At 65.7% G+C, this 12,586-nt stretch carries 14 protein-coding genes; 9 read left to right on the forward strand and 5 right to left on the reverse strand.

Going from position 1 to position 12,586, the window contains the following annotated elements:
• Nucleotides 1-280: 280 nt before the first annotated feature.
• Both ABZW16_RS23920 and ABZW16_RS23925 read right to left on the reverse strand, forming a co-directional pair.
• Nucleotides 281-1,408 carry a hypothetical protein gene (locus ABZW16_RS23920; protein WP_354958199.1) on the reverse strand — a complete coding sequence of 376 codons (1,128 nt, stop codon included), beginning with the start codon at nucleotides 1,406-1,408 and terminating at the stop codon, nucleotides 281-283.
• 236 nt (nucleotides 1,409-1,644) lie between these two features.
• Nucleotides 1,645-1,767: a hypothetical protein gene (locus ABZW16_RS23925; protein ID WP_354958200.1), complete on the reverse strand. Its 123-nt coding sequence runs from the start codon at nucleotides 1,765-1,767 to the stop codon at nucleotides 1,645-1,647.
• Nucleotides 1,768-2,100: 333 nt separating this feature from the next.
• Here ABZW16_RS23925 and ABZW16_RS23930 point away from each other — a divergent pair, with 333 nt between their 5' ends.
• Genes ABZW16_RS23930 through ABZW16_RS23945 form a run of 4 tightly spaced genes read left to right on the forward strand, consistent with a single transcriptional unit; the run spans nucleotide 2,101 to nucleotide 5,675 of the window.
• Entirely contained in the window at nucleotides 2,101-2,751 is a 651-nt protein-coding gene (locus ABZW16_RS23930) for an ABC transporter permease (RefSeq protein ID WP_354958246.1), read from the forward strand.
• Nucleotides 2,744-3,937, forward strand: coding sequence for an ATP-binding cassette domain-containing protein (locus ABZW16_RS23935; RefSeq protein WP_354958201.1), 1,194 nt, complete (start codon nucleotides 2,744-2,746; stop codon nucleotides 3,935-3,937). The genes ABZW16_RS23930 and ABZW16_RS23935 overlap by 8 nt, the downstream gene beginning before the upstream one ends.
• Entirely contained in the window at nucleotides 3,934-4,713 is a 780-nt protein-coding gene (locus ABZW16_RS23940; protein WP_354958202.1) for an ABC transporter permease subunit, read from the forward strand. The genes ABZW16_RS23935 and ABZW16_RS23940 overlap by 4 nt, the downstream gene beginning before the upstream one ends.
• Complete coding sequence (locus ABZW16_RS23945; protein WP_354958203.1) at nucleotides 4,710-5,675, forward strand: glycine betaine ABC transporter substrate-binding protein; 966 nt, start codon at nucleotides 4,710-4,712, stop codon at nucleotides 5,673-5,675. The genes ABZW16_RS23940 and ABZW16_RS23945 overlap by 4 nt, the downstream gene beginning before the upstream one ends.
• A gap of 102 nt (nucleotides 5,676-5,777) precedes the next feature.
• Here ABZW16_RS23945 and ABZW16_RS23950 read toward each other — a convergent pair whose 3' ends face one another.
• Nucleotides 5,778-6,437, reverse strand: coding sequence for a TIGR03086 family metal-binding protein (locus ABZW16_RS23950; protein WP_354958204.1), 660 nt, complete (start codon nucleotides 6,435-6,437; stop codon nucleotides 5,778-5,780).
• Between the two features lie 120 nt (nucleotides 6,438-6,557).
• On the opposite strand from ABZW16_RS23950, the gene ABZW16_RS23955 reads away from it, so the two are divergent.
• Nucleotides 6,558-7,529 (forward strand): WYL domain-containing protein, encoded by a 972-nt coding sequence (locus ABZW16_RS23955; RefSeq protein ID WP_354958205.1) that lies wholly within the window; start codon nucleotides 6,558-6,560, stop codon nucleotides 7,527-7,529.
• A gap of 104 nt (nucleotides 7,530-7,633) precedes the next feature.
• A complete protein-coding gene (locus tag ABZW16_RS23960) occupies nucleotides 7,634-8,023 on the forward strand; it encodes a helix-turn-helix transcriptional regulator (protein WP_354958206.1) in 390 nt (129 codons plus the stop codon).
• A gap of 41 nt (nucleotides 8,024-8,064) precedes the next feature.
• Here ABZW16_RS23960 and ABZW16_RS23965 read toward each other — a convergent pair whose 3' ends face one another.
• Nucleotides 8,065-9,522, reverse strand: coding sequence for an MFS transporter (locus ABZW16_RS23965; RefSeq protein WP_354958207.1), 1,458 nt, complete (start codon nucleotides 9,520-9,522; stop codon nucleotides 8,065-8,067).
• 75 nt (nucleotides 9,523-9,597) lie between these two features.
• On the opposite strand from ABZW16_RS23965, the gene ABZW16_RS23970 reads away from it, so the two are divergent.
• Together ABZW16_RS23970 and ABZW16_RS23975 are read left to right on the forward strand one after the other, a co-directional pair.
• Nucleotides 9,598-10,080 carry a MarR family transcriptional regulator gene (locus ABZW16_RS23970; RefSeq protein ID WP_354958208.1) on the forward strand — a complete coding sequence of 161 codons (483 nt, stop codon included), beginning with the start codon at nucleotides 9,598-9,600 and terminating at the stop codon, nucleotides 10,078-10,080.
• Between the two features lie 34 nt (nucleotides 10,081-10,114).
• A complete protein-coding gene (locus ABZW16_RS23975; RefSeq protein WP_354958209.1) occupies nucleotides 10,115-10,741 on the forward strand; it encodes a hypothetical protein in 627 nt (208 codons plus the stop codon).
• Nucleotide 10,742: 1 nt separating this feature from the next.
• Here the strand turns inward: ABZW16_RS23975 and ABZW16_RS23980 are convergent, their stop codons facing one another.
• Entirely contained in the window at nucleotides 10,743-11,567 is an 825-nt protein-coding gene (locus ABZW16_RS23980; RefSeq protein ID WP_354958210.1) for an AraC family transcriptional regulator, read from the reverse strand.
• A gap of 62 nt (nucleotides 11,568-11,629) precedes the next feature.
• Between ABZW16_RS23980 and ABZW16_RS23985 the strand changes: the two genes are divergently transcribed.
• A complete protein-coding gene (locus ABZW16_RS23985) occupies nucleotides 11,630-12,541 on the forward strand; it encodes a DMT family transporter (RefSeq protein WP_354958211.1) in 912 nt (303 codons plus the stop codon).
• Nucleotides 12,542-12,586: the final 45 nt, after the last annotated feature.

Raw genomic sequence — 12,586 nt, forward strand, 5'->3', positions numbered from 1 at the left:
TCGTCTCTCTTCCGATCTGTGCGGCGATGCCGACGGCGGCGGCAGCGGCGCTATAGGCGAACAGTTGGCGGCGAGACACAGAGATGGTACGCATCGCAGGACTCCTTACGCGCAACCCCAACCATGGACAGGACAGGTAGCGTGCCCGGCGCACCTTCCCCAAGGTCAACTCGCGCGCCGGGAGCCTCGAACGTGCACTAATTTCACCATATTCACATTGGAACCGCCAGGCCCAATGGAAACATGAATCACATTCGTCACATGCGTTAAGTGAGCCGGTCTAGGCGATGCCGTCGATGCGCGCGGCCACGTCGATGGTCCGGCCCGAACTGTCCGCTAGCTCCTCGCGCACCACCCCAGCCACCTGCGCGACGACCTGCTTTTTGATGCCAGCGAGCACACCGAGCGTCGCGGCCCGCACACCGTGCGCCTTGAACTCCAGCCGCAGGTCAGCCGGTGCCGGCGGCGGCACATCGACGACGATCAGCAGCGGATCGGCCGCCCGCGCGATCAGCACCAGCGGAATCTCCACATCAGCGCGATAGCGGTTGGCCTTGAGCACATCGACGGTGATATCCAGGCTCACCGGCAGCGTCAGGTCGAAGGCCACCGGCTCGTCGGAGCGCACCGCCAGCTGCGGCAGCCGGACACTCCCCTGCACCGTCACCGTCGCGGAGTTGCGCGGGCCGGTGCGCAGCGGTCCGATCTCGATCGGACGGCCCGCTATCCGCTCGACGAATTCGAAGACCCGATCGCGGGTCACGATGCGCGCAAAGAACTCGTGCCCGAATTCGTCGTAGCCGATCCAGTCGAAATCGGCCCGGGTCGTATGCACCGAACGAACGCCGTTGATCATGGCCTCGACGTCGAAGACCCGGCCGCGCCGGGCCTGCGGATCGGCCAGCATCACATTCACCCGATTAGCGACCTCGCGCTGCACCACCCCGGCGATCGGGTCGAGCAACCACTCCCAGGCCGCATCGATGGCCCGGGCACGCAGCACAAAGCTGACGTCGCGGGCGGTGATCGGCGGGATATCGATCACGATGAGCAGCGGGGCGGCAGTGCGCGCGTGCAGTACGAGGTCGATTTCGGCGACCGCCTCCAGCCGCAATTTCCGGCCGCCGAGGGTGACCTTCACCGCCATCGACAGCGGCACGGTGACCTCGAATGTGACATGCGGGCCATTGCGCAGAATGACCGGTTTGCCCACCTTGCCCTCGGCGACGAACCCGGCCAGCCCTGCGGGTCCAAGGGAAAACGGTCCGATCGTGACGCCGCGTCCGGTCATCGCGGAAACCGCCGCCTCGATCCGCTCCGCCGTCACCGCGTGGGTGACGAATCGTTCCCCGAAATCGGCATAGTCGATCCACATCGGAGCGTCGGTCGTTTCCTCGGTCGGCAGCATCAGAGTTTCCGAAACCCTTACCTTTCAACGGACACCCGACACGGTACGCGACACGGATTTCGGGGAGGTGGGGCCGATGTGCCCGATCCAGGGGTCCCTGTCCTGCTGATGAGGGGGTAGCAGGACAGGGACCGAACGACGGCGCTGCCGGGCGCCGCCGAGTCAATGGTAAGTGCTGCCGCAGGACCCGCCGACAGTGCACACGCACTGGTGGACCGGCTCAGCCGCAACACTATTCACAATCGGACGAATCCGACCACCCCGGGCACCTCGGCCAGCGTGCAGCGGTGGGTCGAGACCGCGCCGAATTCGTTGCCGCCGACGGTCGTCACGGTGGTCTCATCGGCCGTGAGAACCATATTCGGGTGCTGACAAAAGGGGCTCTGTTCACTGTAAAACAGCACGTCACCGGCAAATCGAACCCCCGTTCGAGCATCGTGACGAGGTGCCCTTGGTCGGATCCAGGTTCCCGCGACAAGACGCTCCTTCCCTGATGCTCCGTTCGATGCTCGAGCGACCAACGGATCTCGTGCCGCACCGAATGGTTGTTTGAACGGGCCGAAGGCGGGGCAGTCTCGTCGAAGGCGTAGCGGCACTTGGTCATTGCCGGTGCCGCACCGGACGATTCTCATCGCGGCCGACCGGCTGACGCGATAGTCTCCGAGGACACCGGGCGACGGGGAGGTACGGCCCTGGACACACTGTGGACATTCGTGGTGCATCGGCGCGCACAGCTGATCACCGACTCGTATCTGCACGTCTCGGCGGTGGTGCAGGCACTGCTGCTCGCGACCATCATCGCCGTGCTGATCGGGGTGCTGGTCTATCGCAGCCCGATCGGTTCCTCGGTGGCGACCGCGCTGGCCAGCGCCATTCTCACCGTGCCGTCTTTCGCACTGCTCGGGGTGCTGATTCCATTCCTCGGACTCGGTGTCGGCCCGACCATTACCGCACTGGTGCTCTATGCCCTACTGCCGATTCTGCGCAACACCATTATCGGGCTGGCCTCGGTGGATCCGGCGATCGTCGACGCCGCGCGCGGGGTCGGGATGAATCGGCTGCGGGTGCTCGCGCACATCGAACTGCCGCTGGCCTGGCCATCGATTCTGACCGGTATGCGCGTCAGCACCCAGATGATCATGGGCATCCTCGCCATCGCCGCCTATGCCAAGGGACCCGGACTCGGCAACCTGATCTTCTCCGGCCTGGCCCGGCTCGGCAGCCCGAACGCGGTGCCACAGGCGCTGGTCGGCACGATCCTGATCGTCGTGCTCGCGCTGCTGCTCGACGGGATCTTCGTCATTGTCGGCCGACTCACCACCTCTAGGGGAATCCGTGACTGATACCGAAACCCGCGGCGACAGTACGGCATCGGCGGTATCCGGCGTCGAGATCGTGCTCGATGCGGTCACCAAACACTATCCGGGCCAACGCGATCCGGCCGTCGACCGGGTTTCGCTGACCATCCCGGCTGGCGAAATCGTGGTACTCGTCGGGCCGTCCGGCTGCGGTAAGACCACCACCATGCGGATGATCAACCGACTGATCGAACCGACCTCGGGCACCATCACGATCGGCGGTCGCGATGTCACGGGCGTGAATCCGGACCAATTACGCAGGGGCATCGGCTATTCGATCCAGCAGGCCGGGCTGTTTCCGCATATGACCGTCGCGAAAAACGTTGCGACGGTGCCGGGTCTCATCGGCTGGGACCGCAAGAAGGTCGCCGCACGCACCGATGAAATGCTCGATCTGGTCGGCCTTGATCCCGACACCTACCGCCATCGCTACCCCAGGCAGCTATCGGGCGGTCAGCAGCAGCGCGTCGGCGTGGCCCGTGCGCTGGCGGCCGATCCGCCGGTGCTGTTGATGGACGAGCCGTTCGGCGCGGTCGATCCGATCACCCGCGGACTGCTGCAGGACGAACTGCTGCGCCTGCAATCCGAACTGGGCAAGACCATTGTCTTCGTCACCCACGACTTCAATGAGGCGGTGAAGCTCGGCGACCGAATCGCTGTGCTGGGCAACCGATCCCGCATTCTGCAGTACGACACCCCGGCGGCGATCCTGGCCGATCCCGCGGATGAGACGGTGGCCGGCTTCGTCGGTGCGGACGCCTCACTCAAACAGCTCACCCTCACCCGGGTACGCGATGTCGAACTCGGCGATTGCCCGACGGCGGTCGAGACCGATTCGGTCGATCGCCTTCGCGCCGCACTGGCCGGACGCGATTGGCCATGGGCGCTGATTCTCGACACGCAGCAGCGGCCGCTGCGCTGGGTGTCGAGCGAGCAACTGGCGCAGGCGAATTCACTGCGCGACAGCGGATCACCGGTCGGCGAGCAATTGTCATTGCAGTCGACCTTGCAGGATGCGTTGGAGGCCCTACTCGCCGAGCAGACCGCGACGGCGGTCGTCACCGGCCGCCGCGGCGAATACGCGGGGCTGATCACGATCGATACGCTGGTCGGTCATCTGTCGGCCATGCGCGCAACGCATGCGGGCGCGCAGACGGACGCGCCGATATGACCACGGCCACCACCGCACCACCGAGTACCTCGCCGACGACACTGCGCCGGGCCGAACGGATTCGGCTGCTCGTCCAACCGGCGCTCGTGCTGGTGCTCACTGCGGGCGTGCTGATGTGGGCGTTCCGGCGCGATCTCACCGTCACCCAGCAGGCCAGCATCAGCGTATCCAATATCGCGACCGTCACCTGGCAGCATGTACTGATCACCGCGACGGTGGTGGTGATCGTCGTCGCGGTCGCGGTACCGCTGGGCACGCTGCTCACGCGGCCCGGATATCGCCGTCTGGCACCGCTTTTCGTCGGCATTGCCAATATCGGCGCTGCTGCGCCCGCCATCGGCCTGATCGTGCTGTTCTATCTCGCGACCCGTACCACCGGGTTCTGGATCGGCGTGGCGCCGATCGCGTTCTATGCACTGCTTCCGGTGCTGCGCAATACGATCCTGGGCTACCAGCAGGTGGACAGCGCGGTCATCGACGCCGGGCGCGGCCAGGGCATGTCGGCGCTGACGGTATTGCGCCGCATCGAATTTCCGCTCGCCATTCCCTACATTCTGGCCGGGCTGCGCACCTCACTCGTGCTGGCCGTCGGTACCGCGACGCTGTCGTTCCTGGTGAGCGCGGGTGGTCTCGGCATTCTGATCGATACCGGATACAAGCTGCGCGATAACGTCACGCTGGTGGTCGGGGCGGTGCTGGCGGTCGCGCTGGCACTGCTCGTCGACTGGCTGGGAGCGTTGGCCGAACAGTATCTGGGCCCGAGGGGGTTGAAGTGAGGGCGTGGGTACTGGCCATCGCTGCGGTATTCGTCCTGGGCGGCTGCGGATTACAGTCCGGCAGCGCGGTGCCGCTTCGGGTGGGTCCGGGCAGCATCCGTCCGGTGCCGGAACTCGACGGTGTGGCGATCACGGTGGGCTCCAAGGATTTCACCGAGCAGAACATCCTCGGCTACATCATCGAATTCGCACTGTCCGCGGCCGGTGCGCAGGTCCGCGATCTGACGAATATCCAGGGCTCCAACAGTGTTCGCGATGCGCAGTTGCACGGCCAGATCGATATCTCCTACGAGTACACCGGCACCGGCTGGATCAACTATCTGGGCAATGAGAAACCGGTTCCGGATGAGATCGGTCAGTTCGAGGCGGTCCGCGACGCCGATCTGGCCGCGCACGGCATCGTGTGGACGGATATGGCGCCGATGAACAACACCTACGCGCTGGTGATGAGCGCCAGCACCGCGAAGCAGACCGGTGTTGTGACGCTATCCGACTATGCCCGGCTGATCAGCACCGATCCCGATGCCGCCGCGACATGCGTCGGCACCGAATTCAATGTGCGCCAAGACGGCTATCCGGGAATGGCGCGCAAGTACGGGATCGATATCGGCAAGGTGCACAAGCAGATCGTGCAGGACGCGGTCGTCTATCAGGCGACCGCGGATGCTAAGCAGTGCCGGTTCGGATCGGTCGCAGCGACCGATGGCCGTATCCCCGCCCTCGGGCTCGTATTGCTGAAGGACGATCTCGGGTTCTTCCCGAAATACAATGCGGCGCTGGTGATGCGGAAATCCTTCGCCGACGCGCACCCGCAGGTCGCGGTCATCATGGAGCCGATCTCCGAGAAGCTGACCAATGCGGCGATCACCGAATTGAACCGGCAGGTCGATGTCGATGGGCGCGAACCTGCCGAGGTGGCACGCGATTGGATGGTCGCCGAGGGCTTCGTCACCGCTCGCTGACCGAGCCGAACCGGCCTGAGCGTGCACATTTCGGGGTGAATGCGGCGAATATTTACCGCTTCGGCGAAATTGCGCACGCTCAGGCCGGATTCGGTGGCGGGACTATGCCCGCGGGTCGCGACCCAGGTAGCGCAGCAGCTCATCGACCACCGTGTCGCCCGACTCACCATCGACGATCGCGGCGTACGCACCCCACTGACGCAGCGGCTCAATGATTTCCGCCTCCGGACCGCCACCCGGGGCCGGGTTCACGGTGCGCGCCGCGGTGAGCAGGTGACCGGCGAGTTCATCGTTCAATGGGGACGCCTGCCCGGTTGCAATCGCGATATCCCAGGCGTGCACGGCGGCGTCCAGTGCGCACATGACCGCGGCCACCGGAGTCGGCAGCGCGCCGTGCGGCAGCGGGGTGGGGACGGTCTCGGTCTCGTCGGTGACCGTGGCCCAGGCGGCCGCGGTCTGCTCGACCGCATCCCGCACCAGCTCGGCGGCGGTGCCGTCGAGTGCGCCGGAGGGGGCGAAGGGGTTGTACGCGGGCCCGTTTCCGATGCCGAGCGCCATGGCGAAGGCAAGCTGATCACCCGTGGCGTGCTGAATCACCTGCGTGACATCCCATTCCGAGCACGGGGTCGACAGCTGCCACTGATCGTCGCGGATACCGGCGACGACATCGGTCAGCGCGCGGTAGGAGGTGGCAACGACATCGCGCCAGACGGGGCGCAGGGTCGCAGTGGCGTCGACGGCGGTGGTGGCGGTGATGCTCATGATGGGCCTTTCGGGCTGTGCTGTGTGCTTCTTGCTGATGTCACCAAGCCTATGGGTCTATTAGGCTAGTTTCGTTCCTAATACATCGGCTTCATCCAAAATAATTTTCGGGAGGCGACGGTGGCGGCCACCACAACGCGAGTCCTGCGCTTGCTATCCCTGCTGCAGGACCGCGCGCATACCGGCCGTGAGCTGGCCGAACGGCTTGGTATCACGGACCGCACGCTGCGCAACGACATCCAGCGACTGCGCGAACTCGGCTATCCGGTGCATGCGGAGCGCGGCGCGATCGGCGGCTACCGGCTCGGCCGGGGCAGCACCATGCCACCGCTACTGCTCGATGACGATGAGGCGGTCGCGGTGGCCGTGGCAGTCGGCTTGGCCGAGGACGGTTCCACCGGCATCGCCGATATCACCGACAATTCCGCCCGCGCACTGGCGAAACTCGAACAGATCCTGCCGAAACGCTTGCAGCGCAAGGTAACCGCATTGCGCAATGCCACCGCGATCGGACCGGCTACCACCGGCTCACGCGAGCCGGATGCCCCCGTCCCCGCCGCCGTGCTCACCACCCTCGCGGGCGCCATTCGCGATGGCGCCACCGTGCTGATCGGCCTGGATACCGACGCGGACAAGGAAATCGAGCCCTACCGGCTGATCAACTGGCAGCGCCGCTGGTATCTGGTCGCCTACGATCTCGAAACCCATTCCTGGCGTGCGATTCCCGTCGCCCAGGTGCGGCGCGCGGTGGCGGGCTCGCGCCGCTTCGCCGCCCGGTCGCTGCCCGATGCGGACCTGGTCGCCTTCGTCATGCGCCACATCGCAACCACCGGCTGGAAGGTGCAGGCCAGGGTGACGGTGCTGGCCCCGGCCGAGACGGTGATCGCGCGCATCAATCCGGCCGTCGGCGTGGTGGAGGCCGTCGATGCCGATACCTGCGTCCTGCTGACCGGTGCCGACGCCCTGGAGACCATTGCCATCTACCTGAGCATGCTGATGATGGATTTCCGGGTCGACGGCCCGCCCGAGCTGGTCGCGCATCTGCGCACGCTCGCGCGGCGATACACCGAGTCGGTAGCACTGGCGCCCTAAGGTTTTCGAACGTCGTGCGGCTTATGGGTCGAAGGCAGGTTGGTGCGTGTATCTGAACGGGGGGATCAGCTCTTGATCCCGAGGGAATCAGGAGGTAAGTCACCATGGCGGATCCCCGCCCTTCAATCGCCAGCTATCTGCACGAGCGCCGGGAAGCGGCCGGACTGACGGAGGCCGCGATAGCAGTGGCCACCGGACTCCCACAAACGGTGATCCAGGATTTCGAAGAGGGCGTGGTCGCGCCAACGTCGGCAACGCTGGGTCGGTTGTTCGACGCGCTGGGCGTACCGGTGTTGTTTCGTGACCACATCGTGAGCCTCACTCAGGCGAGCCAGTTTCCGGACACCTTTGGCCCCGTGCCCTGCGCGCCGCTGCCCACCGATCTGCGCACCTTGCGCAGCATCGCCCAGCCCGCCTGGTTCCAGAACGGCCGACTGTTCGCCGAATTCGCTGCCGGGCTTCCCGACGACAACGGGACCGATCCTCGCCGTTGAGGATCGGTCCCGAGGGCCGTTCAGGCGCGCTCGCCCGAAGATCAGGCGTGCCCCGCCTTATCGGCGGCATCGGCGGCCTTGCGCATCGGAATGATCAGCGTGAGCACGATGGCGACCAGGGCAGCGACGGTGGCGATCAGGAAGGTGGTGTGGAAGCCGTCGCGCGATGGCAGCACGTGCGTGCCGAGCTGCATCGTCATATGCGCCAGCACCACGCTCATCACGGCCGAGGAGGTGGACGTGCCGATCGAGCGCATCAGCGAGTTGAGGCCATTGGCCGCCGCGGTCTCGGTAACCGGAACCGCGCCCATGATCAGCGCGGGCATCGCGGCGTAGGCCAGGCCGACACCACCCGCGACGATCATCGCCGCCACCATGAGCTCCCAGACGCTGTTCATCAGCACCACGGCACACAGGTAGCCGACCGCGATGACCGCCGAGCCGAGCGCCAGCGTGACCTTCGGTCCGCGCGCCGCGGACAGTCGCGCGGAGACCGGCGACAGCAGAATCATCACGAATCCGGTTGGGGCCAGCGCCAATCCGGCATTGACCATGGACAGGCCGAAGCCGTATCCGGTCTGCTCCGGCGCCATCATCAGCTGCGGGAAGGTCAGCGACATGCCGTAGAGGGCGAATCCGACCGCAATGGAAGCGGCGTTGGTGAACAGTACCCGCGGCCGCGCCGAGACCCGCAGGTCGACCAGCGGCGAGCGCTGCTTGAGTTCGAAGAAGCCCCAGATCAGGAATACCACCAGCGACAGCGTGAACAGGCCGAGAATGCTCGCACTGCCCCAGCCCCAGTCCGCACCCTTGGTGATCGGAATCAGCAAGGCCAGCAAGGCGATCGACAGTCCGACCGCACCACCGAAATCGAACCTCGCGGGGGTCCGCACCGGCGACTCCGGCACAAAGACGAAAACCAGTGCGGCACAGACGACACCGAGTCCGGCCGCGGTCCAGAACAGCATGTGCCAGTCCGCGTTCTGGGCGATCGCCGCAGCCAGCGGCAGGCCGAGCGCGCCGCCGACGCCGAGCGTCGCACTCATGATCGCCATCGCCGAACCCACCTTCTCGGCGGGCAATTCGTCGCGCATGATGCTGATGCCGAGCGGGATCGCACCGACGGCCGCACCCTGCAGCGAGCGGCCGACGATCTCGGGAACCAGCGAGGAGAACAGCGCGCAGACCACCGAACCGGCGACCAGCGAGACCAGATTGGCGAACAGAACTCGGCGCTTGCCGAACATATCGCCGAGTCGGCCGCTGATCGGGGTCGCGACCGCACCGGCGAGCAGGGTGGCGGTGATCACCCAGGACGCATTGGACGCCGAGGTGCTCAGCAGCGTCGGCAGCGTGGGAATGATCGGGATGACCAGCGTCTGCATCAGCGATACGACCACACCGACCATGCCGAGGGTCGCGATGAGCAGGCCGGATGACGGACGACGCCGGGCGTCGTCCGCGGTGACGGTCGGAGACGCGTCGGCTGCAACAGTCATAAATGTGTAAGGTACACATCATGTGCATCGTGCACAATTTGCTATCGACGTGATTCAGCCGACATAGTGTGGGCCATGCCCGAACCAGGTCCCGCAGGTAGCGATGCGCTCACCCGCCTCGTCTTCGAGTTGACCCTGCTGTCCCGGCACTTCCCCGCCTCACTGCTGCGGCGGCCGGGATTCCAGCTCGATCGGTCGGCGTATCTGCTCCTGACCAGACTGGAGATCGATTCCCCGCTCAGCCTGCGCGAACTGTCGGAGGCCTTCCAACTCGATATCTCCACCATCAACCGGCAGGTCGGCGCCATGTTGAAGCAGGGCCTGGTGGAGCGGGTCCCCGATCCGGAGGGCGGTATCGCCCGCAAGATCCAGGCCAGCGCCAAGGGCCTGGAATTGGTCGCCGCCGATCGGGAGCAGAGCAACGAGGGCATCGGCGCCGTCGTCGCCGACTGGAAGACCACCGATATCGCGCAGCTGAGCCTGCTGGTCTCCCGGTTCAACGAGTCGATCGAGCACATCGAAGACAACCCGTGGCCGCGCCCGCCATGGGCCAGGTAGCGCGCAGCCCGGACGGTCGGGCAATATCGCTGCGGTGAGATTCGGGTTCGGGATGATCGCGGGAGCGCTGCTCATGGCGTCCCCGCTCGCGTCCGGCTGCGGGCTCAGCGCCGAGACCGATGAATGGGACGGCTGGACGGTGACGGTCTATTACACGGCGGTCGAGTCCTATCACTCCGGACCGACCGAAGCCGTGCGCGGCTGCAGCGATCTCGAATGCACCGACGCCAATATCGAGATCGGCGCACTACCGGAGAATTTCGTCGACGTGGTGCGCGAGGAGGGCACCGGCCGGATCACCAGCGGCGACCATGCTGGCGCCTACCTGAACTGGTCCTACGACGTCGGCTTCTGGCTCGATACCGAACCGCGCGATATCAGCGGCGAGGCGCTGCACCCGTTCGAGAGCGCGGCGGCCGACGGGCTCGACCCGGGTACGCGATTGCGGCTCATCGATTGCGGGACCGTTGATTTCGAATCCGACAGCGTGTGCAGCAGATTCAGCACCGCCACCTGGACGATCGGCGACGAATTCACGCCGGGTCTCGGCGGGCCACGACATCTGGACGTCTACATCGGCGAGGAGAACTGCGAAAGCTTCACCGAGGGACCGGATTTCGTGACGTTCGCCAATGCGACGCTCGAACCCGTCGGATACTGACTTATCCGGCCGCGAGGTAGACGCCCGGTGTGATGCCGTAACAGCGCCGGAACCAGCGGGTCAGATGCGCTTGATCGGCGAATCCGGCGGCGACCGCCGCCTCGCTGATCGGTTGGCCAGCGGCGATCAATCGACGGGCGGCGCGTAGTCGGAGCAGTCGTTGGTATTCGCTCGGCGCCAGACCATAATTGGCGCGGAAGGCGCGGTACATGGCGAATCTGCTGCATTCGGTCGCCTCGGCCAGATCGTCCATGGAAATGGGATCGAGATAGCGATCGTGGAGTACAGCACGGACCCGCCGCGCGATATCAGCTGCCGAACCAGCTTGCACGACTGATGTTTTCGTCGGTGTGCGGGTGCCACGCTGCACCAGCGCGGCAACCGATCCGGCAAGTGCCTCGTCGGCGGCGAGTTCGGTGGCGGGCCCGATCAGACTCGCACACAGTCTGCCGAGCGCGGCCGACAGCAGCGGATCGGGCAACACCGGATCGGCGAACAGCGGCAGACCGGTCGGGCGGCCCATCCGGTCGGTGAGCAGATCGGTGATCAACTCGGATCCGATATGGACGATCCAGTAGGTGAATCCGAGTTCGGTCGTGCTGTGGCCGTCGTGTGGCTCGTCCGGATTGAATGCCATCACCATGCCCACCGTGCTGGTGCGCGTCGCGCCGCGGCAGTGGAAGGTCTGCGCGCCGAATTCGGTCAGTCCGAAGGAATACGTTTCGTGACTGTGCGGGTCGTAGACGTGGCGTTCGAAATGCGCGTGCATGACCTCGACGGGCCGATCCGTCATCCGCCGGTACTGGACCCATTCGTGCTCGGTCACCGGTCCATTGTGGCCGCACCAGCGTTCAAGACTTGCTCCCGGCCCCCGCCGAGTATTGATCCGTGCGTATCCGATTGCTTTTGGTCCTGGTGATGGCATTGTGGGGCAGCGCGTTCGCCTCCTCGAAACTAGCGGTGCACGAGGTACCGCACGCGGTCGCGGGATTCCTGCGGTTCCTGATCGGCACGATCGTGCTGCTCATCGTGCTGCGCGCACCGCGGCTGCCCGTCGCCGATGCCGCGCGCGCCGCCGGGCTCGGGCTGATCGGCGTGTTCGGCTACAACTTTCTGTTCTTCCTCGGGCTTTCGCTGGCGCCAGCGGCCGATGGCAGCGTGATCGTGCCGATGGCCGCGCCGATTTTCACGGTTGCCGTGACGACGTTGTGCGGGCGTACCCGGTTGTCGCTCATCCGCATGGTCGGACTGACCACAGCGATTGCCGGCGCGGGTGTGTTCTTCCTCGGAATTCCGGCGAGTGGATCTCACCGGCTGCTCGGAGATCTCGTCTTTCTCGGCGCGGCAGCTTGCTGGGCGGGCTATACGATTTTGGGGGCGCCGCTGTTATCCCGGCTCTCGGCACCGACCGTCACGGTCTACGCCACCGCTGCGGGCACGCTCGTGCTCGGGTTCGTCGCGGCACCGGATCTCGCCGACGTCCCGTGGTCCGGGTTGGATCTGGAATTCTGGCTCAACCAGGCATATCTCGGGATGTTGCCCACCGCGCTCGCCTATGTCCTCTACTACCATGCGGTGGGTCAGGTCGGTGCGGCCACCGCGTCCGCGGCGATATTTCTCGTCCCCGCCTTCGGGCTCAGCTGTGCATGGGTGTTGCTCGGGGAATCCATCTCCGCTGTTCAGGGCCTGGGTGCGGCGCTGATGTTCGTCGGAGCCTGGCTCAATACCCGCACTCCCGGAGTCGAGCAGGCCGACAGCACGCCCGCCGGACCGGACCGCCTGGTCGCCGCCGACCAATAGTGCTGCGCCTCATGTGAAACAGGCATGTCGCGTGGGTGCGGCAAT

The organism is Nocardia sp. NPDC004604, from assembly GCF_040609795.1.
Taxonomy (GTDB): Bacteria; Actinomycetota; Actinomycetes; order Mycobacteriales; family Mycobacteriaceae; genus Nocardia.

Bases quoted from the DNA above. Each gene is read 5' to 3' on its own strand.
- ABZW16_RS23970 (WP_354958208.1), top strand. From the start codon at position 9,598: ATGCCCGAACCAGGTCCCGCAGGTAGCGATGCGCTCACCCGCCTCGTC.
- ABZW16_RS23965 (WP_354958207.1), bottom strand. From the start codon at position 9,522: ATGACTGTTGCAGCCGACGCGTCTCCGACCGTCACCGCGGACGACGCC.
- ABZW16_RS23940 (WP_354958202.1), top strand. From the start codon at position 3,934: ATGACCACGGCCACCACCGCACCACCGAGTACCTCGCCGACGACACTG.
- ABZW16_RS23920 (WP_354958199.1), bottom strand. From the start codon at position 1,408: ATGCTGCCGACCGAGGAAACGACCGACGCTCCGATGTGGATCGACTAT.
- ABZW16_RS23950 (WP_354958204.1), bottom strand. From the start codon at position 6,437: ATGAGCATCACCGCCACCACCGCCGTCGACGCCACTGCGACCCTGCGC.
- ABZW16_RS23925 (WP_354958200.1), bottom strand. From the start codon at position 1,767: ATGGTTCTCACGGCCGATGAGACCACCGTGACGACCGTCGGCGGCAAC.
- ABZW16_RS23960 (WP_354958206.1), top strand. From the start codon at position 7,634: ATGGCGGATCCCCGCCCTTCAATCGCCAGCTATCTGCACGAGCGCCGG.